19 protein-coding genes are annotated in these 22,779 nt (G+C 70.6%); 13 read left to right on the plus strand and 6 right to left on the minus strand.

From position 1 onward, the window contains the following. Nucleotides 1-99: 99 nt before the first annotated feature. The 7 genes from PH203_RS10365 to PH203_RS10395 all read left to right on the plus strand — a co-directional run bounded on the left by PH203_RS10365 (nt 100) and on the right by PH203_RS10395 (nt 10,328). Entirely contained in the window at nt 100-2,574 is a 2,475-nt protein-coding gene (locus PH203_RS10365) for an alpha-L-arabinofuranosidase C-terminal domain-containing protein (RefSeq protein ID WP_289918920.1), read from the plus strand. Nucleotides 2,575-2,752: 178 nt separating this feature from the next. Then, the gene (locus tag PH203_RS10370) at nt 2,753-5,437 is read left to right on the plus strand and encodes a YfhO family protein (RefSeq protein ID WP_289918922.1); all 2,685 of its coding nucleotides are present in this window, start codon (nt 2,753-2,755) and stop codon (nt 5,435-5,437) included. A 57-nt stretch (nt 5,438-5,494) separates the two neighbouring features. Beyond that, nucleotides 5,495-6,523 (plus strand): N-acetyl-gamma-glutamyl-phosphate reductase, encoded by a 1,029-nt coding sequence (gene argC / locus PH203_RS10375; protein ID WP_289918924.1) that lies wholly within the window; start codon nt 5,495-5,497, stop codon nt 6,521-6,523. Then, a complete protein-coding gene (argJ, locus tag PH203_RS10380) occupies nt 6,520-7,671 on the plus strand; it encodes a bifunctional glutamate N-acetyltransferase/amino-acid acetyltransferase ArgJ (RefSeq protein WP_289918927.1) in 1,152 nt (383 codons plus the stop codon). Before argC ends, argJ begins: the two co-directional genes overlap by 4 nt. Continuing rightward, complete coding sequence (gene argB / locus PH203_RS10385; protein WP_289918928.1) at nt 7,668-8,576, plus strand: acetylglutamate kinase; 909 nt, start codon at nt 7,668-7,670, stop codon at nt 8,574-8,576. Before argJ ends, argB begins: the two co-directional genes overlap by 4 nt. Next, the gene (locus tag PH203_RS10390) at nt 8,573-9,769 is read left to right on the plus strand and encodes an acetylornithine transaminase (RefSeq protein ID WP_289918930.1); all 1,197 of its coding nucleotides are present in this window, start codon (nt 8,573-8,575) and stop codon (nt 9,767-9,769) included. The genes argB and PH203_RS10390 overlap by 4 nt, the downstream gene beginning before the upstream one ends. 19 nt (nt 9,770-9,788) lie before the next feature. Further along, entirely contained in the window at nt 9,789-10,328 is a 540-nt protein-coding gene (locus PH203_RS10395; protein WP_289918932.1) for an arginine repressor, read from the plus strand. 37 nt (nt 10,329-10,365) lie between these two features. Here the strand turns inward: PH203_RS10395 and PH203_RS10400 are convergent, their stop codons facing one another. The 6 genes from PH203_RS10400 to PH203_RS10425 all read right to left on the minus strand — a co-directional run bounded on the left by PH203_RS10400 (nt 10,366) and on the right by PH203_RS10425 (nt 15,809). Next, nucleotides 10,366-11,103 (minus strand): FAD:protein FMN transferase, encoded by a 738-nt coding sequence (locus PH203_RS10400; RefSeq protein ID WP_289919445.1) that lies wholly within the window; start codon nt 11,101-11,103, stop codon nt 10,366-10,368. 55 nt (nt 11,104-11,158) lie between these two features. Next, nucleotides 11,159-11,968: an FMN-binding protein gene (locus PH203_RS10405; RefSeq protein WP_289918935.1), complete on the minus strand. Its 810-nt coding sequence runs from the start codon at nt 11,966-11,968 to the stop codon at nt 11,159-11,161. Between the two features lie 39 nt (nt 11,969-12,007). Further along, entirely contained in the window at nt 12,008-13,390 is a 1,383-nt protein-coding gene (locus tag PH203_RS10410) for a ferredoxin reductase family protein (RefSeq protein WP_289918939.1), read from the minus strand. 127 nt (nt 13,391-13,517) lie between these two features. Beyond that, the gene (locus PH203_RS10415) at nt 13,518-14,216 is read right to left on the minus strand and encodes a L,D-transpeptidase family protein (RefSeq protein ID WP_289918941.1); all 699 of its coding nucleotides are present in this window, start codon (nt 14,214-14,216) and stop codon (nt 13,518-13,520) included. Between the two features lie 3 nt (nt 14,217-14,219). After that, nucleotides 14,220-14,804 (minus strand): pyridoxamine 5'-phosphate oxidase family protein, encoded by a 585-nt coding sequence (locus tag PH203_RS10420; RefSeq protein WP_289918944.1) that lies wholly within the window; start codon nt 14,802-14,804, stop codon nt 14,220-14,222. Nucleotides 14,805-14,927: 123 nt separating this feature from the next. After that, a complete protein-coding gene (locus PH203_RS10425) occupies nt 14,928-15,809 on the minus strand; it encodes a hypothetical protein (RefSeq protein WP_289918945.1) in 882 nt (293 codons plus the stop codon). Nucleotides 15,810-16,005: 196 nt separating this feature from the next. Between PH203_RS10425 and argH the strand changes: the two genes are divergently transcribed. The 6 genes from argH to PH203_RS10455 all read left to right on the plus strand — a co-directional run bounded on the left by argH (nt 16,006) and on the right by PH203_RS10455 (nt 22,757). After that, the gene (gene argH, locus PH203_RS10430) at nt 16,006-17,433 is read left to right on the plus strand and encodes an argininosuccinate lyase (RefSeq protein ID WP_289918947.1); all 1,428 of its coding nucleotides are present in this window, start codon (nt 16,006-16,008) and stop codon (nt 17,431-17,433) included. Between the two features lie 96 nt (nt 17,434-17,529). Continuing rightward, on the plus strand, nt 17,530-18,501 hold the full coding sequence (locus PH203_RS10435; RefSeq protein ID WP_289918949.1) for an aldo/keto reductase: 972 nt from the start codon (nt 17,530-17,532) through the stop codon (nt 18,499-18,501). Nucleotides 18,502-18,618: 117 nt separating this feature from the next. Then, a complete protein-coding gene (locus tag PH203_RS10440; RefSeq protein WP_289918950.1) occupies nt 18,619-19,185 on the plus strand; it encodes a TetR/AcrR family transcriptional regulator in 567 nt (188 codons plus the stop codon). Next, nucleotides 19,182-20,702, plus strand: coding sequence for an MFS transporter (locus PH203_RS10445; RefSeq protein ID WP_289918952.1), 1,521 nt, complete (start codon nt 19,182-19,184; stop codon nt 20,700-20,702). Before PH203_RS10440 ends, PH203_RS10445 begins: the two co-directional genes overlap by 4 nt. Before the next feature lie 148 nt (nt 20,703-20,850). Then, the gene (locus PH203_RS10450; RefSeq protein WP_289918953.1) at nt 20,851-21,852 is read left to right on the plus strand and encodes an AAA family ATPase; all 1,002 of its coding nucleotides are present in this window, start codon (nt 20,851-20,853) and stop codon (nt 21,850-21,852) included. Continuing rightward, nucleotides 21,849-22,757, plus strand: coding sequence for a DUF58 domain-containing protein (locus PH203_RS10455; protein WP_289918955.1), 909 nt, complete (start codon nt 21,849-21,851; stop codon nt 22,755-22,757). Before PH203_RS10450 ends, PH203_RS10455 begins: the two co-directional genes overlap by 4 nt. Nucleotides 22,758-22,779: the final 22 nt, after the last annotated feature.

Consider the following 22,779-nt stretch of genomic DNA (forward strand, 5'->3'; position numbering starts at 1 on the left):
CCCGTTGACGCTCGCGAGGACCCCTCCCTATCTTGCCGTTCGAATTGCTGATCAGTGTCTGATATTTCGAACCACTCCCCACTGAGCCGCGGAGTATTCATGTCACGCACCCGCTGGAGATTCGGCCTCGCCGCCACCGCCTTAGTGGCGGCCGCCGGTCTCGTACCGGCCCCCGCCCATGCCGAGGACGTCGCCGACTACGCCATCACCGTCGACCCCACCGCCCAGGGCGCAAGGATCGACGACACGATGTACGGCGTCTTCTTCGAGGACATCAACCGGGCCGCCGACGGAGGTCTGTACGCCGAGCTCGTCCAGAACCGCTCCTTCGAGTACTCCACGGCCGACAACCTCTCCTACACCCCCCTCACCTCCTGGACGGTGGACGGCACCGCACAGGTCCTGGACGACTCCGGCCGGCTCAACGCACGCAACCGCAACTACCTCTCCCTGGGCGCAGGTTCGGCCGTGACGAACGCCGGATACAACACCGGCGTCCATGTGGAGCAGGGCAAGAAGTACGACTTCTCCGTGTGGGCCCGCGCCGGGAGCGGCACCACCCTCACGGTCACCCTTCAGGACGCCGACGGCAGCCTCGCCACCGCCCGCCAGGTGGCCGCCAAGGGCGGCTGGGCCAAGTACGGGGCGACCTTCACGGCGGCCCGCACCAGCAGCAACGGCCGTCTGACCGTGGGTACGTCGGGAGCGGCCGCCCTGGACATGGTGTCCCTCTTCCCGCGGGACACCTACAAGCACCAGCCGAACGGCCTGCGCAAGGACCTCGCCGAGAAGGTCGCCGCCCTGCACCCGGGCTTCCTGCGCTTCCCCGGCGGCTGCCTGGTCAACACCGGCTCCATGGCGGACTACAGCGAGGCCTCCGGCTACGAGCGCAAGCGGTCCTACCAGTGGAAGGACACCATCGGCCCGGTCGAGGAGCGCGCCACCAACTCCAACTTCTGGGGCTACAACCAGAGTTACGGCCTCGGCTACTACGAGTACTTCCGCTTCGCCGAGGACATCGGCGCCATGCCGCTGCCCGTCGTCCCCGCCCTGGTGACCGGCTGCGGCCAGAACCAGGCCACCGACGACGACGCGCTGCTCAAGCGGCACATCCAGGACACCCTCGACCTCATCGAGTTCGCCAACGGCCCGGCGACTAGCGAATGGGGCGGGAAGCGCGCCCGGATGGGCCACCCCAGGCCGTTCCACCTCACCCACATCGGAGTCGGCAACGAGGAGAACCTGCCGGTCGAGTTCATGGCCCGGTTCAAGCAGTTCCGCGCCGCAGTCGAGGCCGAGTACCCCGACATCACGGTGGTCTCCAACTCCGGCCCGGACGACGCCGGTTCGACCTTCGACACGGCCTGGCAGCTCAACCGCCAGGAGAACGTCGACATGGTCGACGAGCACTACTACAACAGCCCGCAGTGGTTCCTGCAGAACAACGACCGCTACGACTCCTACGACCGCAGCGGCCCGAAGGTCTTCCTCGGCGAATACGCCTCCTGGGGCAACGCCTTCAAGAACGGCCTCGCCGAGGCCGCGTTCATGACCGGCCTGGAGCGCAACGCCGACGTCGTCAAACTCGCCTCCTACGCCCCGCTGTTCGCCAACGAGGACTACGTCCAGTGGAGCCCGGACATGGTGTGGTTCAACAACCACGCCTCCTGGAACTCCGCCAACTACGAGGTCCAGAAGCTGTTCATGAACAACGTCGGCGACCGCGTGGTGCCCTCCACGGCCACCGGCACGCCCTCCCTGGCCGGCCCCATCACCGGCGCCGTCGGCCTGTCGACCTGGGCGACGACAGCGGCGTACGACGATGTGCGGGTCACGGACGCCGACGGCAACTCCCTGCTGGCCGACGACTTCTCCGGTGACGCCTCGAAGTGGACGCACACGGGCGGCGGCAGCTGGGCGATCCAGGACGGGCAGTACGTGCAGACCGACGTGGCCGCCGAGAACACCATGGTGTCCGCGGGCGACGTCGACTGGCACGACTACGACCTCAAGGTGAAGGCCACCAAGAAGTCCGGCAAGGAGGGCTTTCTCGTCGCCTTCGGCGTCAAGGACACCGGCAACTACTACTGGTGGAACCTCGGCGGCTGGAACAACACGCTCTCCGCCGTCGAACAGGCCGTGGACGGCGGAAAGTCCACGCTGATCTCCAAGGCGGGGAGCATCGAGACGGGCCGTACCTACGACATCGACATCAAGGTGCGGGGCCGTCAGGTCACCCTCCACCTCGACGGCCAGGAGTGGGGCAGCTTCACCGACGACAAGCCGGCCGAGCCGTTCCGCCAGGTCGTCACCAAGGACAAGAAGACCGGCGACCTCATCGTCAAGGTCGTCAACGCCCAGGCCACCGCGGCCCGTACGGCCATCGACCTGGGCGGCGCGAAGGTCGCCTCCAAGGCCCGGGTGACCACCCTGACGGCCGACCCGAACGCGGTGAACACGGAGACCGAGACACCGGTCGCGCCCGTGAAGTCGACGTTCGACGCGGTCGCGGACGAATTCACGTACACCTTCCCGGCGAACTCGGTCACGTTCCTGAGGATCAGGCAGAAGTAGTTTCCCGGGGTGCGGCCGCTGTCGAACGACAGCGGCCCGCATCTTTGTTAACTTGCGCCTCGCCTGGAATTCATCCCGCCACTTACGCATGTCGCACAACTCATCGGATTCACCCTCCGTCTAAATCGACGCATCCACAACAGACGGGGCTGACCACCCCGGACGGGGGCAGAAAACGATGAGTGGCACAGCTTGTGGGGACGAGCTCAAAACCACGGCTCATGGCGATGAGCTCAGAACCGCGGACGAACACGTGGGCACCCGCCCGCCGCTGCCCGCACCCCGCCCACCCGCCGATCCGCGCCCCGGACCGGGCCAGGCCGCCCTGCTCGCGGCGGCCATCACCGTGTTCGTGCTCTGCGCCGCCGACACCGTCGCCCGCAGCTACCCCTTCGGCCCGCGCACCCGGACCGTCAACGACCTGGGCAACCAGTACATCCCGTTCCACGCACACCTGTGGGACCTGCTGCACGGACGCGGCTCCGGCGGACTCCTCGTCAACTGGCAGTCGGGGTTCGGCACCAGCTTCCTGCCCGATCTCGGCACCTATCTGACCAGCCCGTTCGCCCTGCTCGTGGGGGTGTTCCCGAGGGACCGGATCGACCTCGCGGTGTACGTCATCACCGTGCTGAAGATCGCCTGTGCCGCCGCCGCGATGACCTGGCTGCTGCTCAGGCTGCGCCCCGGCCGCTGGTGGGCGGCAGGCCTGCTGGGGGCCTCGTACGCGCTGTGCGGATGGACCGTGGCGGCCGGTTCGTACAACCTCATGTGGCTCGACGGGCTCATCGCCCTGCCGCTGCTGTGCCTGGTCGGCGAGTGGATCCTCAGCGGGCGGCGGCCACTTCTCGGGGTGCTGGTCGTGGCCGCCGTGTGGATCGCCAACTTCTACACGGCGTACATGGCGACCCTCGCGGCCGGACTCGTCCTGCTGGTGCGGCTGTCGCTCTCCGGACTGCCGCGTCGCCGCGCCCTCGCCGCCGCGGGCCGGGCCGTCCTGACCTTCGCGCTCGGTCTGGGGCTCGCGGCACCCCTGGTGGCGGTCGTGTACTTCGGCAGCGCGCACGCCTCGCCGGGCCGGTTCACACGGTTCGCGCCGGTCGGCGCCGAGGACCTGCTGGCCCGGCTGCTCCCGACGACGTACAGCTTCGGCTCACCCGGGATCTTCGTCGGCACCACGGCCCTGCTGCTCGCCCTGGCGCTGCCCTTCCACCGGGCGGCTCCCCGACGGGTGCGCGCCGGGTGGACCGTGCTGGTCGTCGCCGTGATCCTGTCGATGCAGTGGCACCCGACCCACCTCCTCTGGCACGCCTTCGCCGCCCCGCAGGGCAGCCCGTACCGTCAGACCTTCGTCGTGTGCGCACTCCTGGTGATCGCGGCCTGGCACACGCTCTCCTACGGTCCCCTGGACCGGCGCGCACTGGGCGCGGCGGCCGGGCTGCTCGCGCTGATCGCGGTGGTCGCGAGCGGGAGCCATCTCGTGCGGCTCTTCGCCTGGCCGGTGTTCCTCGTGGCGGCTGCGGGCGCGCTCGCCGGTCTCGCCCTGCTGAGCCTGCGCCGCGGACGCCTCCCGTGGCTGCGCGTCGCCCCCGCCGCACTGGCCGCGACGCTCCTCATCGGTGTACAGCTCGGTGAGGCGACCGCCACCGACGCCGTGACCACGCGGGCCCGGTTCCTGGCGATGGACGACTACGCCCCCTGGGGCGACCGCCAGCAGCGGCAGGCGGACGCGATCGCGGAGGTGGACGGCTGGCCTCGCTACCGCACCGACCCCGGCCGCGAGCAGACCGTCGGCAACGACCCGCTGCTCGTCGGCGGCGAGGGCGCCCAGTACTACAGCAGCCACACCTCCGCCGTCTTCAGCAGCACCCTCAGCGCCCTCGGCCACGGCTGGACCTCGGGAGCCCGCAGCCTCCAGAGCCTGGACAACGCTGTCACGGACGTCGTCTTCTCCGTCGGCGCCCGGGTGCACTCCCCGCCGGACCCGCACCAGAACTGGTTCCGCCAGGACGGGGAGGAACTGACCGTCACCCGGCGGGACGTCCCGCCCCTGGTCACCGTACGGCCGTCCGCCGACGCCTCCTCCTTCGGACCGTCGCCCTACCGCAACCAGGAACTCCTCCTGGGCACCCGCGTCTACACCCTGCCCCACCTCACGGTCCGCAACGCCGCCGGGAAGCAGCCGCCCCGCAACCACGAGGGCCTGCTCATCGGCGTCCCCCGCCACGGCACCGGGGGCCAGGGACCGACGATCACGACCCGCTGCCGGGCGGGCGACGAGGTGTACCTCTGGGCACCCCACTTCGCCGGCACCGCACGGCTCGCCGAAGCCGAAGCCGGGTCGGCCGCCGGCGCCCCGACCGGCCGGTTCAGGTACAACCCCGCCAGGGCCCAGAGCGCCGCCATGCAGCGGCTCGGCACGGTCCCGGCCTCCGGGCGCCTCACGATCGAGCTGACCCCGGAGCGACTGGGTGTCGTCCCGGACGGCGCGGTCGGCTGTCTGGACACCGCCCGGCTGCGGGATGCCGTACGGCAGCTCAAGGCGACCGGCGCCACCGAGGTGACCGTCTCCGGCTCCGGCGGCACGATCCGGGCGGAGCTTCCCGCGGGCAGCACCGGGACCGCCGTCGTCGCGGCACCCCGGATCGCGGGCTGGCGCTGCGCGACGGGCGACGGTCCGGAAGTGCCGGCGGGGGAGTACCACGGGCTGATCGCCGTGCCGCTGGACGGCACCTCGACCGAGGTGAGCTGCACGTTCCATCCGCCGGGGCTGAGACTGGGCACGACGGTCGGGAGCGGTGCGCTCGTGGTGCTCCTCGGGCTCGGCGTCGGCCGGGCCGTCCGGCGGCGGCGCATGCTCTCGTGATCGGTTGCATAAACGTGCATCGATACGTATAGTCATGCCATCCAAGAGGAGGGTGACATGGCGGTACGTGCGGCGGTGGCCGGAGCGAGCGGGTACGCGGGTGGCGAGGTGCTGCGCCTGCTTCTCGCGCACCCCGAGGTCGAGATCGGCGCCCTGACCGGCAACTCCAACGCCGGACAGAAGCTGGGCGTGCTGCAGCCGCATCTGCTGCCGCTGGCCGACCGGGTGCTCCAGGAGACCACGGCCGAGGTCCTCGCCGGGCACGACGTCGTCTTCCTCGCCCTGCCCCACGGCCAGTCCGCCGCCGTCGCCGAGCAGCTCGGTCCGGACGTCCTCGTCGTCGACATGGGCGCCGACTTCCGGCTGAAGGACGCCGCCGACTGGGAGAAGTTCTACGGCTCCCCGCACGCCGGCACCTGGCCGTACGGCCTCCCCGAACTGCCGGGTGCCCGCGCCGCGCTTACGGGGGCCAAGCGCATCGCGGTGCCCGGTTGCTACCCCACCGCCGTGTCGCTGGCGCTCTTCCCGGCCTACGTCGCCGGACTCGCCGAGCACGAGGCCGTGATCGTCGCCGCCTCCGGGACCTCGGGCGCCGGCAAGGCGCTCAAGCCCAATCTGCTGGGCTCCGAGGTCATGGGCTCCATGTCGCCGTACGGCGTCGGCGGCGGTCACCGGCACACGCCCGAGATGATCCAGAACCTCAGCGGGGTCGCCGGGGAGACGGTCTCCGTCTCCTTCACACCGACCCTCGCGCCGATGCCCCGTGGCATCCTCGCCACCTGCTCCGCCAAGGCCAAGCCGGGCGTCACCGCCGAGTCGGTGCGTGCCGCCTACGAGAAGGCCCTCGCCGACGAGCCGTTCGTCCACCTCCTCCCCGAGGGGCAGTGGCCCGCCACGGCGTCCGTCTACGGTTCCAACGCCGTTCAGATCCAGGTCGCGTACGACGAGGCGGCGGGCCGCATCATCGCCATCAGCGCCATCGACAACCTGACCAAGGGCACCGCGGGCGGTGCCGTACAGAGCATGAACATCGCCCTGGGACTCGACGAGTCCACCGGGCTTTCCACGATCGGAGTCGCACCGTGAGCGTCACGGCAGCCAAGGGATTCACGGCGGCGGGCATCGCCGCCGGGATCAAGGAGAACGGCAACCCGGACCTGGCCCTCGTGGTCAACACCGGGCCCCGCCGCGCCGCCGCCGGTGTCTTCACCTCCAACCGTGTGAAAGCCGCGCCGGTCCTGTGGTCCGAGCAGGTGCTCAAGAGCGGTGAGCTGACCGCCGTCGTCCTCAACTCCGGTGGCGCCAACGCCTGTACGGGCCCCAAGGGCTTCCAGGACACCCACGCCACCGCCGAGAAGGCCGCCGACGTGCTCGGCATCGGTGCCGGCGAGGTGGCCGTGGCCTCCACCGGTCTCATCGGTGTGCTGCTCCCGATGGACAAGCTGCTCCCGGGAGTCGAGACGGCCGCCGCCCAGCTCTCCGAGCACGGTGGCGAGAAGGCCGCCATCGCCATCAAGACCACCGACTCCGTCCACAAGACCTCCGTCGTGACGAAGGACGGCTGGACCGTCGGCGGCATGGCCAAGGGCGCGGGCATGCTCGCCCCCGGCCTCGCCACCATGCTGGTCGTGCTCACCACCGACGCCGACCTTCCGAGTGATGTGCTGGACAAGGCACTTCGCGCCGCCACACACACCACCTTCGACCGCGTCGACTCCGACGGCTGCATGTCCACCAACGACACCGTGCTGCTGCTCGCCTCCGGCGCCGCCGAGGTCACCCCGGAGTACGCGGAGTTCGCCGAGGCAGTGCGTGCCGTCTGCGACGACCTCGGGCAGCAGCTCATCCGGGACGCCGAGGGCGCCAGCAAGGACATCAAGGTCGAGGTGGTGGGCGCCGCGACCGAGGACGACGCCGTCGAGGTGGGCCGCTCCATCGCCCGCAACAACCTCCTCAAGTGCGCCATCCACGGCGAGGACCCCAACTGGGGCCGCGTGCTCTCCGCGATCGGCACCACGAAGGCCGCCTTCGAGCCGGACCGGCTGAACGTCGCCATCAACGGCGTCTGGGTCTGCAAGAACGGCGGCGTCGGCGAGGACCGCGACAAGGTCGACATGCGCTACCGCGAGGTGCACATCGTCGCCGACCTGGCCGCCGGCACCGAGACCGCCACGATCTGGACCAACGACCTCACCGCCGACTACGTACACGAGAACAGCGCCTACTCCTCATGAGCACCACGCGTAAGCACACCGCTCTGCCCAAGGCCCAGATCCTCATCGAGGCGCTGCCCTGGCTGGTCAAGCACAACGGCAGGACGGTCGTCATCAAGTTCGGCGGCAACGCCATGATCGACGAGGACCTGAAGGCCGCGTTCGCCCAGGACGTTGTCTTCCTGCACCACGCCGGCCTCAAGCCGGTCGTCGTGCACGGCGGCGGCCCGCAGATCAGCGCCGCCCTCGACCAGGCGGGCATCGTCAGCGAGTTCAAGGCCGGGCTCCGGGTCACCACCGAGGACGCCATGGACGTCGTACGGATGGTGCTCGCAGGCCAGGTCCAGCGCGAGCTCGTCGGACTCCTCAACCAGCACGGGCCGCTGGCCGTCGGGCTGACCGGCGAGGACGCGCACACCATCACCGCCACCAAGCACCAGCCCGAGATCGACGGCGAGTTGGTCGACATCGGGCGGGTGGGCGAGATCACCGCGATCGACACGGGCGCGATCGAGGCACTCCTCGCCGACGGCCGCATCCCGGTCGTCTCGTCGATCGCCCGTAGCCAGGACGACGGACATGTCTACAACGTCAATGCTGATACGGCGGCTGCGGCACTCGCGGCTGCTCTTGGAGCGGAGACTCTCATGGTCCTCACGGACGTCGAGGGTCTCTACGAGGACTGGCCCCACTCCGACGAGGTGATCAGCCGCCTCACCGCTTCCCAACTGGAGAAGCTGCTGCCGGAGTTGAGCTCCGGCATGGTCCCGAAGATGGAGGGCTGCCTGCACGCCGTGCGGAACGGCGTCACCACGGCCCGGGTCATCGACGGACGGGTCCAGCACTCGATCCTGCTGGAGATCTTCACCGACGAGGGAATCGGCACGATGGTCGTGCCCGACGAGCAAGAGGGGGACGGGGAATGACCGGCAATCAGGAGCTCACCCAGCGCTGGCAGGGCGCGCTGATGAACAACTACGGCACCCCCAGGCTCCCCCTCGCCCGCGGTGCAGGCCTGAAGGTCTGGGACACCGAGGGCAACCAGTACTACGACTTCGTCGGCGGCATCGCCACCAACGCGCTCGGCCACGCCCACCCGGCGATCGTCGAGGCCGTCGGCAAGCAGATCGCGTCCCTCGGCCACATCTCCAACTTCTTCATGGCCGAGCCCACCGTCACCCTCGCCGAACGGCTCCTGCAGCTCTTCGGCCGGGACGGCAAGGTCTTCTTCTGCAACTCCGGCGCCGAGGCCAACGAGGCCGCCTTCAAGATCGGCCGGCTCACCGGTCGCTCCCACATGGTCGCCACCAGCGGCGGCTTCCACGGCCGGACCATGGGAGCGCTCGCCTTCACCGGCCAGCCCGCCAAGCAGGAGCCGTTCCTGCCGCTCCCGGGCGACGTCACACACGTCCCGTACGGCGACGCGCAGGCGCTGGACGCCGCGGTCACCGAGGACACCGCCCTCGTCGTCATCGAGCCCATCCAGGGCGAGAACGGCGTGGTCGTGCCGCCCACCGGGTACCTCAAGGCGGCCCGGGCGATCACGGCGGCCAAGGGAGCGCTGCTGGTCCTGGACGAGGTGCAGACCGGCATCGGCCGGACCGGGCACTGGTTCGAGTACCAGGCCCACGAGGGTGTCCTGCCGGACGTCGTCACCCTCGCCAAGCAGCTCGGCGGCGGGCTGCCGCTCGGTGCGACCGTCGCCTTCGGCCGGGCCGCGGAGCTGCTCCAGCCCGGCCATCACGGCACGACCTTCGGCGGCAACCCCGTCGCCTGCGCGGCCGGACTCGCCGTCCTCGACACCATCGCCGGTGAGGGGCTGCTCGAGAACGTCAAGCGGCAGAGCGCCGCGCTGAGCGATGGAATCGAGTCACTGGGGCACCCGTTGATCGCCCATGTCCGGGGCTCCGGGCTTCTCCTGGGTATCGTGCTCACCGAGCCGCTCGCGCCCCAGGTGCAGCAGGCGGCTCAGGACGCCGGTTTCCTGGTGAACGCGCCCGCCCCCGATGTCGTACGGCTGATGCCACCGCTGAACCTCGGCGACGACGAGGTGGCGGCGCTGCTCCAGGCGCTGCCGGGTGTCCTGGACGTGGCCAGGGCGGCCAACGGGGACGGATGATCCGGAGAATGAGACGACGATGAGCCAGGCGCAGGATCACGAGCAGGCCCATGGGCCGGCCGTACCCCAGACCCGCACCGCACGGCACCGCCGGATCGTGGACATCCTCAACCGGCAGCCGGTGCGTTCGCAGAGCCAGTTGGCCAAGCTGCTGGCCGACGACGGGCTGAGCGTCACACAGGCGACGCTCTCCCGGGACCTCGACGAGCTGAACGCGGTGAAGATCCGCAACACCGACGGTGACCTGATCTATGCGGTGCCGAGCGAGGGGGGTTTCCGTACCCCTCGGGCGCCGCTGGGGGAGTCGGCGAAGGAAGAGCGGATGCGGCGGCTGTCCCAGGAGCTGCTGATCTCCGCGGAGGCGTCGGCCAACCTCGTGGTTCTGCGCACCCCGCCGGGTGCGGCTCAGTTCCTCGCCTCCGCGATCGACCAGGCGGAACTGCACGACATCCTGGGTACGATCGCGGGCGACGACACGTTGCTGCTGATCAGCCGGGATCCGGTGGGAGGTCAGGCTCTGGCCGAACACCTCTTGCGCTTGGCGCAGAACGGCCACTGACGTGACGCAGAACGGCCACTGACGAAGGCGAAGAAGGTCAGCCGAGGCGAGATGCCAGCCCTCCTGTGCATCTCACCTCGTCCCCCGCCGTGATCAGCAGCGCCTCCACGTCCGGCAGCGACTCCAGCCAGCGCAGGCCCTCCCTGGACCCCATCGCGAACGCCGCCGTCGCCCAGCAGTCCGCCCAGGTCACGCTGGGGGCCACCACCGTCACCGCCACCAGGTCCGTGACCGCCGAGCGGCCGGTCCGGGGGTCGACGATGTGGGCGCCCCGCTCGGCCGTACCGGAGGTCGCCACGGCCAGTTCGGTCGTACCCGCCGCCGAGACCACCGCGGCCAGACCCCCCGGGCGCAACGGATCCGCCACCCCCACGCGCCACGGCCGCTGCTGCCCCGGCGTGCCCAGCAGCTGTACGTCGCCGCCGCCGTTGAGGCTCACCCCGGTCGCCCCGGCCTTCGCCAGGTGCCGGGCCGCGCGTTCCACCGCCCAGCCCTTGACGATGCCGGTCGGGTCCAGGCGGCCCTCGTAGCGCATGCTGAACCAGCCGTCGCTCAGTTCCTCCGCCTTGGCGCCCAGGTCGAGGACCTCGGCGACCTCCGGGTCGCAGTCCTCGACCGTCAGGTCGCCCCGGGCCAGCCGCGAGATCTGGCTGTCGTCCCGGTATGTGCTGAAGACGGCGTCGGCGCGGTGCAGACCCGCCACCGCCTCCTCCAGGGCCGTCCGCACGGCCCCGGGTTCCCCGCCGCGGACGTCGAAGGAGAAGACGGTCCCCATCGCCTCCTCCGTACGACGTACCGCGGCGGGAGCTTGAGTCGGGTCGGTCACCGTGTCAGCCACCGGCCTGGTCCAGCGCGGACTGGAGGGACTGCTTGTAGCCGTCGCTCGTGTAGGTGGCGCCGGACACCGCGTCGATGTCGGCGCTGCCGGCCGCCACCGCCGCCTGGTTGAGCTTCGGTACGGCGTTGCCGGAGATCTGGTCGCTCTGGCCGCCCTTGGGCTGCTGGACCGCCTCCGCCTTGGTGATCTTTCCGTTGGCGACGGTGATACGGACCTGGACCGGGCCGTACTGCGTCTGCGCGACGGCGCCGGTGACGGTCTTGGGGGCCGCGGCCTCGGCGCTGCCCGTACCGCCCGTACCGCCCGCGCTCTGGGAGGGAGCCGGCGAGGAGGCGCCTCCGGCGGCCGCCGCGTTGCCCTTGTCGATGGCCGACTGGAGGGACTTCCTGTAGCCCTCGCTGGTGTAGGTCGCCCCGGACACCGTGTCGATCTGCGCGCTCTGCGCCGCGAGGGTCGCCGCGTTGAGCTTGGGCACCGCGTTGCCGGTGATCTGGTCGCTCTGGCCGCCCTTGGGCTGCTGGACCGTCTCCGCCTTGGTGATCTTGTTGTTGACGAAGGTGATACGGACCTGGACCGCCCCGTACTGGGTCTTGACGGCGTCCCCGGTGGCCGTGCCGGTGGCGCCCTGGGCACCGCCTTGCGCCGACTCCTGTGCCTGCGCGGTCGCCTGCGGTGCCGCGCCGCCCGCCGCGGAGGCGGAGGCCGGGTCGGTGCCCGGTTTCAGCGACAGCAGCAGCACGACGCCGGAGACGGTGGCGGCGCCGGCCAGGACGACACGCCGAAGGGGGTGACTCTTCCTCATCGCTTCAACAGCTCCTGAAGTCCTTGAAGTTCCCGTCGCTCACATCTCGAACGACTCGTGATGGATGCGGCGGGCGGGCACACCCGCGCCGCGCAGTGCCTCGTACACGCCCTGCGCGAAGCCGGGCGGCCCGCACATGAAGACGTCGTGCTCGTCGATGTCCGGCAGCTTCTGCTGCAGCCGCTCCGCCGAGATGTCGGGCCGCTCGCCGTCCGGACTGTTGACCGCGTACATCAGCCGGGCGCCCCGCTCGTCGGCGATGGCGGCCAGCTCGTCCCACAGCGCCAGGTCCTGGGTGCTGTTGGCCCGGTAGAGCAGGGTGATGTCCCCGGACGCCCCGGGCAGCGTCTCGAACAGCGCCCGCATCGGCGTGATGCCGACCCCGCCCGCGACCAGCAGCACCTTGCCCCGGCTGCGGCGCTGGGCGGTCAGGGCGCCGTACGGGCCCTCGGCCCACACCTTGGTGCCGGGCGTCAGCTCGCGCAGTCGCTCGGTGTGGTCGCCGATCGCCTTGACGGTGATGCGCAGCATGTCCGGGCGCGGCGCCGCCGACAGGGAGTACGGGTGCGAGCTGAACCGCATCCCGGGCGCCATGAACCGCCAGCGGAAGAACTGGCCCGCCTCGGCGCCCATCCGGTGCAGCTTCTTGCCGCCGATGAGCACCGACACGATGCCCGGCGTCTCCTCGATGACCGCCTCGACATACATCCGGTGCCGCATGTTGAGGCGGATCGGGGTGAGGATCCGGTACCAGAGCACCAGCGCGGTGACCACGCCGTACAGCCCGTACCAGAAGGTCTTCGCGGCCGGCTCCACGGCGAACTCGTTGCCGGTGCTGATCTGGTGCCAGAAGGTCAGGTACACCACCGCGTAGGTGAGCAGGTGGATGTGGTACCAGGTGTCGTACCCGATGATGCGGCGGATCCCGCCGATCGACAGGAACGCGATGACGAACAGCAGCAGGGTGCCGATGCCCGCCTTGCCCATGTCGGGCAGGGTGTTGACCGAGTCGATCGTCTGCTGGACGACGTCACCGAGCGACTTGCCGGCCTGCCGCGCGTACGCCCACATGGTGAGGAAGACATGCGCGACGACCAGGAAGATCGTGTAGCGACCGCTCATGGCGTGCCAGCGCGCCACCCGGTCCGAGCCCACCCGCCGCTCCAGCGCGGGCACCCGCGCCATCTGCAGCACCACGAGCGCCATCAGATAGCCGGCGAGCAGTCCGGTGATCCGGCCCGCGGCGAGGATCTTGGCGGTGGTGTCCCCGAGGGAAGGGGTGTTGTCCCACCACAGCCACAGCACCGCCGCCGCACCCGCCCACAGGGCGATCACCAGCGGGACGGCCGGGGAGCGGCGCGGACGGATGCGGCGCATCGTCTGGCGGCGGGCGGCGCGGCCGCCTGCGAGCGTGGTGGTCACGGGTTCCTCCGGAAAGCGGGGCAAGGGGGTTGGCGTGGTCCCTTGGCCCTGAGGTACGTGCCGCGACGCCCGAGTGTTCAGTTGTTCCGCGAGTCCCGTGCGTGCAGGAGTGACTCGCGGTAACTCCTCAGTACCGGGTGATCCCCGTACGACCGCCCGTGGTGCCGATCGCGATGTGCGGTTCCCGTTCCGGATCGGCCCAGCGCAGGATCCGGCGCATCGCCCCGGCGGACACCGACACACAACCCGCCGTCGCCCCGCTGCCGTTGACATGCAGGAAGATCCCGGCACCCCGACCGCGCTGCGGCTTGGCGTAGTTGAACCCGATGACCATGGCGTACGCGTACTGCTTCTCGTACGAGATCAGATGCTCGGCCTCGGCGGCCCGGCAGTCCTTGGCGCGCGGCTCGCTCCAACGGTTGTAGACCCGCGAGTCGTTGTCCTGGCACCACCACGAATTCCCGCGCACGGGCCGGTACTTGTACGACGTCCCGCTCGGCGCCGCCTTGATCCCGAAGGCGTACGGCAGGTGGTACAGCCCCGTCGGAGTCGTGTTCGTGCCCTGCTTGCGCGAGGCTCCCTCGACGAGCCCGTTGGCCCCGAAGCGGGCCTCGGCCGAACCGGCCTCCACCCACCGCCCGTCGCGCAGGTCCCACCAGGTGACCGTGCCGGAGGTGGACGAGGTCTTCGCGGCCACCGCGGTGATCAGCTGGGTCCCGCCGCCGGTGTCGGCCATACGGGCGGGCAGCGGCTGTCCGCCGCCGGGCGTGGCACCGAGCACGAGGAGGGACGCGGACACGAGAGCCGTGGCGGCGGGGGAGCCCATGGCTCAGACCGTAGAGGGCGGCAGCGGCAACGGCAGCCCGGGTAGGCCATCCAGGCTCGTGGCGATCTGCCGCTTGGCGAAGTAGTCGCTCAGCGACTCGTCGTCCTCGCGCGCGAACCGCCTGGCGTGCAGATCGCGGTCCTCCTCGTACGTCATGAAGGGCACCGCGTAGCCGCAGGAGTCGCGGATCGTCTCGGCCGTCACGACGATGATCGCCCGTAGCCCGTGCAGGCTCGGGTCGATGTCGGGGAAGTGGCCGAGCAGTTCCTTGAAGCGGGGGTCGTCGCGCAGCACCGCCTCGCCGCGGCCGTGCACCCGGACGATGTTGGGCGGGCCCTGGAACGCACACCACATGAGGGTGATCCGGCCGTTCTCCCGCAGATGCGCGACCGTCTCGGCGTTGGAGCCCGCGAAGTCCAGGTAGGCGAAGGTGAGTTCGTCGAGGACCGCGAAGGAGCCCTTGAGGCCCTTGGGTGAGAGGTTGACCGTGCCGTCGCCGGAGAGGGGAGCGGTCGCGGTGAAAAAAAGAGGCTGCGCCTCGATGAAGGTGCGCAGCCTGCCGTCTATGCGGTCGTAAGTCTTTCCCATGTCTAACGATTATGGGTGCAGGTCTTTCGCCTGTCTAATGAATTGCGGCGTCCGTTTCCCGGGGCCTGCCATGGCCGCCCCGGCCGGCGCAGAACTCGGGGCGGCCACAGCGCGCCTGTCACGTCACTTGGTGAGCGTGCAGGCGGCCAGGGAGTCCAGGCCCTGGGGCTTGGCGGCGGTCCGGCCGATGGCGGTGGCGATCCGGTTGACGGTCGCGACCCGCTTGTCCTTCAGGGGGCCGAGGATGGCGTTCTGGACGAAGTTGGGTCCGCCCTGGCCGACGGTGTTGACCAGGCGTGTGTTGGCCTCGTTGATCTGGGTCTGGAGGAGGGTGAGGTTGCGGTCGACCTCGGCCTTCGCGGAGGCGGGGACGGCGGGGAGCTGGGAGGCGACGTCCGGGCAGGTGATGGTGCCGACCCCGGTGTTGCCCGCGCCCGCGTTGCCCGCGTTTCCGGCTCCGTTGCCCGCGTTCCCGGCGTTGCCCGTGTTTCCGGCGTTGCCCGCGTTCCCGGCTCCGTTGCCCGCGCCCGCCTGTCCACCCGCACCCGTGGCGCCGCCGGCGTTCAGGGCGCAGGCTGCGAGGGAGTCCAGGCCCTGGGGTTTGGCGGCGGTCCGGCCGATGGCGGTGGCGATCCGGTTGACGGTCGCGACCCGCTTGTCCTTCAGGGGGCCGAGGATGGCGTTCTGGACGAAGTTGGGTCCGCCCTGGCCGACGGTGTTGACCAGGCGTGTGTTGGCCTCGTTGATCTGGGTCTGGAGGAGGGTGAGGTTGCGGTCGACCTCGGCCTTCGCGGAGGCGGGGACGGCGGGGAGCTTGGAGGCGACGTCCGGGCAGGTGATGGTGCCGGGGCTCGCCAGGGTGCGGGCGGTGTTGTTGCCGCTGCTCTTGGAGCTCTCCCCGGCGAGGGCGGAACCGGCGATCACCGCACCGGTCAGCGCCAGTGCGGTGGCGCTGCCGATGAGGGCGACGCGGCGCTTGTTGTACTTAGGAAGAGCCCTGGACATGCGTATGCCTCACAAGGGTCGGGAGTGTCGTGGAGTTCGTCGTGTGTACAAACGCGGCGCCTGCGTTCGGTGGGAGGTACGAGCAAGCGGTTTCCCATGTTCAAAGGGAATTCAAAAAACGCGTCAGATTGACGAATCATGCAGAGGTCTGCATACTCATGCATAACCTTGAATGCGGCGATGAGGAGCAACGCAAGTGAGCAGCAACAGCGGTGACGTCAGGCTCTGGGGCGGCCGGTTCGCCGACGGTCCCGCCGAGGCCCTGGCCAAGCTGTCCGCGTCCGTGCACTTCGACTGGCGGCTGGCGCCCTACGACATCGCCGGTTCGCGTGCCCACGCGCGCGTGCTGCACAAGGCGGGCCTGCTCACCGAGGACGAGCTCCAGCGCATGATCGCCGGACTCGACCAGCTCGAGGCCGACGTCGCCGACGGCTCCTTCGTGGGCACCATCGCCGACGAGGACGTCCACACCGCCCTGGAGCGCGGCCTGCTGGAGCGCCTCGGCCCGGACCTCGGCGGCAAGCTGCGCGCCGGCCGCTCCCGGAACGACCAGGTCGCCACCCTCTTCCGCATGTACCTCCGGGACCACGCCCGGATCATCGGCGGCCTGATCGCCGAGCTCCAGGACGCCCTCATCGGCCTCGCGGAGGCCCACCCGGACGTGGCGATGCCCGGCCGCACCCACCTCCAGCACGCCCAGCCGGTCCTCTTCGCCCACCACGTCCTGGCCCACGCCCAGTCCCTCTCCCGGGACGCGGAGCGGCTGCGCCAGTGGGACGAGCGCACCGCGGTCTCCCCGTACGGCTCCGGCGCCCTGGCCGGTTCCTCCCTCGGCCTCGACCCGGAGGCGGTCGCCAAGGACCTCGGCTTCGAGCACGGCAGCGTCGGCAACTCCATCGACGGCACGGCGTCCCGTGACTTCGTCGCGGAGTTCGCCTTCATCACCGCGATGATCGGCGTCAACCTCTCCCGGATCGCCGAGGAGATCATCATCTGGAACACGAAGGAGTTCTCCTTCGTGACCCTCCACGACGCGTTCTCCACGGGCTCGTCGATCATGCCGCAGAAGAAGAACCCGGACATCGCCGAGCTGGCCCGGGGCAAGTCCGGCCGCCTGATCGGCAACCTGACGGGCCTGATGGCCACGCTCAAGGCCCTGCCCCTCGCCTACAACCGCGACCTCCAGGAGGACAAGGAGCCGGTCTTCGACTCCTGCGACCAGCTGGAGGTCCTGCTCCCCGCCTTCACCGGCATGATGGCGACCCTCACGGTCAACCGCGAGCGCATGGAGGAGCTGGCCCCGGCGGGCTTCTCCCTCGCCACGGACATCGCCGAGTGGCTGGTGAAGCAGGGCGTGCCGTTCCGGGTGGCGCACGAGGTCGCCGGCGAGTGCGTGAAGGCCGCGGAGGCCGAGGGCAAGGAGCTCGACGAACTGACGGACGAGCAGTTCGCGAAGATCTCCGCCCACCTCACCCCCGAGGTCCGGACGGTCCTGAACGTGCCGGGCGCGCTGGCTTCACGGGACGGCCGCGGCGGCACGGCACCCAGCGCGGTCGCGGTGCAGCTGGCCGAGGTGAAGGCGGACGTGGCGGTCCAGCACGCGTGGGCGAACGCCAAGAAGTAGCAGGGCGAACGCCGAGAAGTAGCGGTACGCATGTCCGAAGGGCATCGCGGTTACGTTGGTCGTGAGCGGTAAGGAACCGACCGAACGGAGCCCGCGATGCCCTTCGCACGTCTTGCCTCAGCGACGACCCCCACCTGCCACATCGGACTGGGCCTCGCCGCGGTCGGGCGCCCCGGGTACATCAACCTGGGCCGCGAACAGGACCTGCCCGAGGCCCGTACGGTCGACGCCCTGCGCACCCGCACCCATGAACTCCTCGACGCCGCCTACGCCCAAGGCGTCCGCTACTTCGACGCCGCCCGCTCCTACGGCCGTTCCGAGGAGTTCCTCGCCGACTGGCTGAACACCCGCCCCGACATCGACGACATCGTCGTAGGCAGCAAATGGGGCTACACGTACACCGCCGGCTGGACCACCGACGCCGAGAAACACGAGGTCAAGGACCACAGCGTCCAGACGTACGACCGTCAGCGCGCCGAGACCGCCGAACTCCTCGGCGACCGCCTCGACCTCTACCAGATCCACTCGGTGACCCCGGACAGCCCGGCCCTCACCGACAAGGAACTCCACGCCAGGCTCGCCGAGGCGGCGGCCGCGGGCGTGAGCATCGGCTTCTCCACCAGCGGCCCTGCCCAGGCCGACGCCATCCGCGCCGCCCTCGCCGTGACGGTGGACGGCGAGCCCCTCTTCCGTACCGTCCAGTCGACGTACAACGCCCTGGAGACCTCCGCCGCCCCCGCCCTCGCCGAGGCCCATGACGCCGGGCTCACGGTGATCGTCAAGGAGGGCATGGCCAACGGCAGGCTCGCGGACCCGTACGCGCCGGAGGCCCTGAGGGCCGTGGCCGCGGAGACGTCCCTCGGCGCCGACGCGGTCGCCCTCGCGTTGATCCTGCGCCAGCCCTGGGCGGGCGTCGTCCTCTCCGGCGCCGCCGCGACGAACCAGCTCGCCTCCAACCTGCACGCGGCCGTCGTCGACCTGGACGAGGACCAGCTGGCGCGACTGACCGGGCTGGCGGAGGAGCCGCAGGAGTACTGGGAGAAGCGGGCCGGCCTGCCCTGGCACTGAGAAATCCCTGGCGCTGAGCATCGCCTGGGACTGAGAAACCCCTGGTCGGGCACCGTCGGATGAGACAGTCACGCCTGTGGTGAGACATCTGTGTCTCATGTGGGCTATCGTTGTCTCATGGCTGTCGATCGTGACCATGTGCTGCGCAGTGCCGCGGCCCTGCTGACCCGCAAATCCACCGCGACCATGGACGAGGTCGCCAAGGCCGCCGGGATCAGCCGCGCCACCCTGCACCGGCACTTCGCCGGACGCGACGCGCTCGTACGGGCCCTCGAAGCGCTCGGTATCGCGGAGTGCGAGGCCGCCCTGGACGCGGCCCGCCTCGACGAGGGCCCGGCGCGGGACGCCGTGCGCCGCCTCGTCCGTGAGATCGAACCGGCCGCCGCTCTGCTCGCCTTCCTCTACACCGAGAACCAGCTGTTCGAGGGCGAGGGGCAGAACCCCGGCTGGACCCGCATCGACGAGCGTGTCGCGGCGCTGTTCCGACGCGGTCAGGCGGCCGGCGAGTTCCGTATCGACCTGACCCCGGCCTGGCTCACCGAGGCGCTCTACGGCCTGCTGGCCTCCGGGGCCTGGGCGGTCTCGGAGGGCCGCGTGGCCCGCAAGGACTTCGCCCACATGATCGCCGAGCTGTTGCTCGGCGGCGCCCTGCGGCATCACTCACAACCGAGAGAGGAATCATGACCAGCACCCTGCAGCCGGCGTCGACGACCGAGGCGGTGACCAAGCGCCCGGGCCGTTGGCTCGCGCTCTCCGTCCTCGTGCTCGCCGTGCTGCTGGTGGCCGTCGACGCGACCGTCCTCGGTCTCGCGACCCCCTACATCAGCGAGGACCTGAAGCCGTCCGGCACCCAGCTCCTGTGGATCGGCGACGTCTACTCGTTCGTCATCGCGGGCCTGCTCGTCTCCATGGGCAGCCTCGGTGACCGCATCGGCCGCAAGAAGATCCTGCTCGTCGGTGCCACCGCGTTCGGCGCGATATCCGTCCTCAACGCCTACGCCACGACACCGGAGTTGATGATCCTCGCCCGCGCCCTGCTGGGCGTGGCGGGCGCGACCCTGATGCCGGCGACCCTCGCCCTGATCCGCAACCTCTTCCACGACCCGCGCGAACGCAGCCTCGCCGTCGGCATCTGGGGCGCAACCGCCTCCGCCGGTACGGCGATCGGCCCGATCGCGGGCGGCTTCCTGCTCGAACACTTCTGGTGGGGCTCGGTCTTCCTCATCAACCTGCCCGTCATGGCGGTCCTGGTCGTCGTGGGCATCAAGCTCCTGCCGGAGTCGAAGAACCCCGACCCGGGCCCATGGGACATGCTCAGCGTGGCCCTGTCCCTGGTCGGCGTGATCGCCCTGGTCTACGCCGTCAAGGAGGCCGCGACACACGGCTTCTCCGGCGAGATCGCCGCCGCCGCCCTGCTGGGCGCGGCCGCCCTCTTCTGGTTCGTCCGCCGCCAGCTCACCCTCCCGGCCCCGCTGCTGGACATGCGCCTGTTCCGCAACCGCGGCTTCAGCGCGGCGGTCCTGGCGGACCTGCTGACGATCCTCGGCCTGTCCGGCCTGGTCTTCTTCCTCTCGCAGTACCTGCAACTCGTCCAGGGCAGGCGCCCGTTGGAGGCGGGCCTCGCCGAACTCCCCGCCGCGGTGGGCGCGGTGGCGGCCGGTCTGATCGCCGGGCGTGCGGCCCGCCGCTTCTCGGTCCGCTCGGTGGTCGCGGGCGGACTGGCGGCGGTGGGTCTGGCCCTGGCCGCCCTGACGGTGATCGACCGGTCGACGGGCTACCCGCTGCTGGGCGCGGCCCTGCTGGTCGTCGGCGTCGGCGCCGGCTTCTCCTTCACGGTGACGGCGGACGTGATCCTGTCGAGCGTCCCGAAGGAACAGGCGGGCTCGGCGTCGGCGGTGTCCGAGACGGCGTACGAGCTCGGCGCGGCCCTGGGCATCGCGGTGCTGGGCTCGATCGTGACGGGTGTGTACCGGGGCTTCACGGGGCCGGTGGGTACGCCGGAGGCGGCGCATGAGTCGCTGGGCGGGGCGGTTGAGGCGGCGGCGGGGATGCCGGCGCAGCAATCCGCAGCACTGCTCGACGCGGCAAGGCAGGCATTCGTGGACGGCTTGTCGCTGGCGGCGGGGGTGGGCGCGGCGGTCTTGTCGGCGACGGCAGTGGCGGCATGGTTCATGCTCAGGGACCAACGGTTGGGTGACTGACCCGAGGGACACGGGGCTGTGTCGATCTGCGGCTCCGCCGCGTGGCCGCGATCGACTCCCACCGGTCCGCAGCCGCCTCCCCGCACGCCAACCAGCCCCTACATCCGGCTTTAAGCAGCTTTTCGCCTCCACCTGATGGTCTTGGCCCATGACAACCCCCGAACCCCCGGAGGCCAAGCTCCTCGAAGAGGCCCTCTTCGAGGTCAAGCGAGTCATCGTCGGCCAGGACCGCATGGTGGAACGCATGTTCACCGCGGTCCTGGCCAGAGGCCACTGCCTCCTCGAAGGCGTCCCCGGCGTCGCCAAGACCCTCGCCGCGAAAACCCTCGCCCACGTGGTGGGAGGCCACTTCACCCGCCTCCAGTTCACCCCCGACCTGATCCCCTCCGACATCACCGGCACCCGCATCTACCGCCCCTCGCAAGAGGCGTTCGACATAGAGCCGGGCCCGGTCATCGCGAACGTCGTCCTCGCCGACGAGATCAACCGTGCCCCCGCGAAGGTGCAGTCGGCCCTGCTGGAGGTCATGGGCGAGCACCAGGTCTCCATAGGCGGCACGACCCTCCCCGTCCCCGAGCCGTTCCTCGTCCTCGCCACCCAGAACCCCATCGAGTCCGAGGGCGTCTACCACCTCCCCGAGGCACAGCGCGACCGTTTCCTGCTCAAGGTGGAGGTCCCCGCCCCCGGCGAGTCCGAGGAACTGGCCATCCTCTACCGCATGAGCGTGGACCCGCCGCGCCCCCGCCGCATCCTCACCCCCGACCGCCTGGTCACGCTCCAGCGCACCGCCGACGAGGTGTTCGTGCACCACGCGATCGCCGAATACGCCGTACGACTGGTCTGCGCGACCCGCGAACTCGCCGGTCCGGACAGGCGGTTGGCGCACGGGGCCGGTCCCCGCGCCACGCTCGGTCTGGTCGCCGCCGCCCGCGCCCTCGCTCTGCTGCGCGGCCGTGGATACGTCCTGCCCGACGACATCGGCGACCTGACCCACGAGGTGATCGGCCACCGGCTGGTCCTCTCCTTCGACGCGCTCGCGGACGGCGTCACGCCGGGCGAGATCGTCGACGAGGTGCTGGCCGCCGTGGAGCAACCGCGGATCAGCCCGCGCCAGGCCGCCGCCGACGACGCGGGGAAGGCCGTCGCATGACCCCCACCCTCCGCGAACTCACCCCAGAACAGGCCCTGAAACACCTGGAGTTGCTCTTCACCCGGCACCCCGACGGCCTCCTTCAGGGCGACCATCCCTCCCTCTTCCCCGGCCCCGGCGGCGAGATGGCCGAGTCCCGGCCGTACATCATCGGCGACGACGTACGCCGAATGGACTGGAACGCCACCGCCCGCACCACCGTCCCGCACGTCCGGCTCACCCTCGCCGACCGCGAACTCACCACCTGGATCGTCCTCGACGCCTCCGCGAGCATGGACTTCGGCACCGCCCGCATGGAGAAACGCGACCTGGCGGTCGGGGCCGCGGCGGCGGTCGCCTTCCTCACCGAGCGGGCCGGGAACCGGCTCGGCGCCCAGCTCACCGGGGCGGACGGCATCCGGCGCATCCCGCCACGCACCGGACGCCGGCACCTGCTGACCATCCTGCGGGCCGCCCTGGACCGCCCGCGCGTGGCGCCCGGAACCGCCCCCGACACCCTCGCCGACGCGCTCGGCGCCCTGCGCGCACTGCCCGCCCGGGGACTGGTCGCCGTCGTCTCCGACTTCCTGGAGCCCGGCTGGGAGCGGCCCCTGCGGACGGTGGCCCAGCGCCACCAGGTACTGGCGATCGAGACCGTCGACCCGCGCGAACTCGAACTGCCCGCCGTCGGCTTGCTCACCTTCGTCGATCCGGAGACCGGCCGCCGACGCGAAGTGTCCACACACGCACGGAAGGTGCGCGAACGCTACGCCGAGGCCGCACTGGAACAGCGCGCCCTGATCAAACGCACCATCCACCGGGCCGGCGCCGCCCATCTGCGGCTGCGCACGGACCGGGACTGGGTGCGGGACGTCGTGAAGTACGTGGAGAACCAGCGGCGCCGAGCGGGAGGCGGCGCCGCATGACGAACGCGCCTTCCGGAAAGGA

It is taken from the genome of Streptomyces sp. S.PB5 (genome assembly GCF_030403745.1).
Lineage (GTDB): Bacteria > Actinomycetota > Actinomycetes > Streptomycetales > Streptomycetaceae > Streptomyces.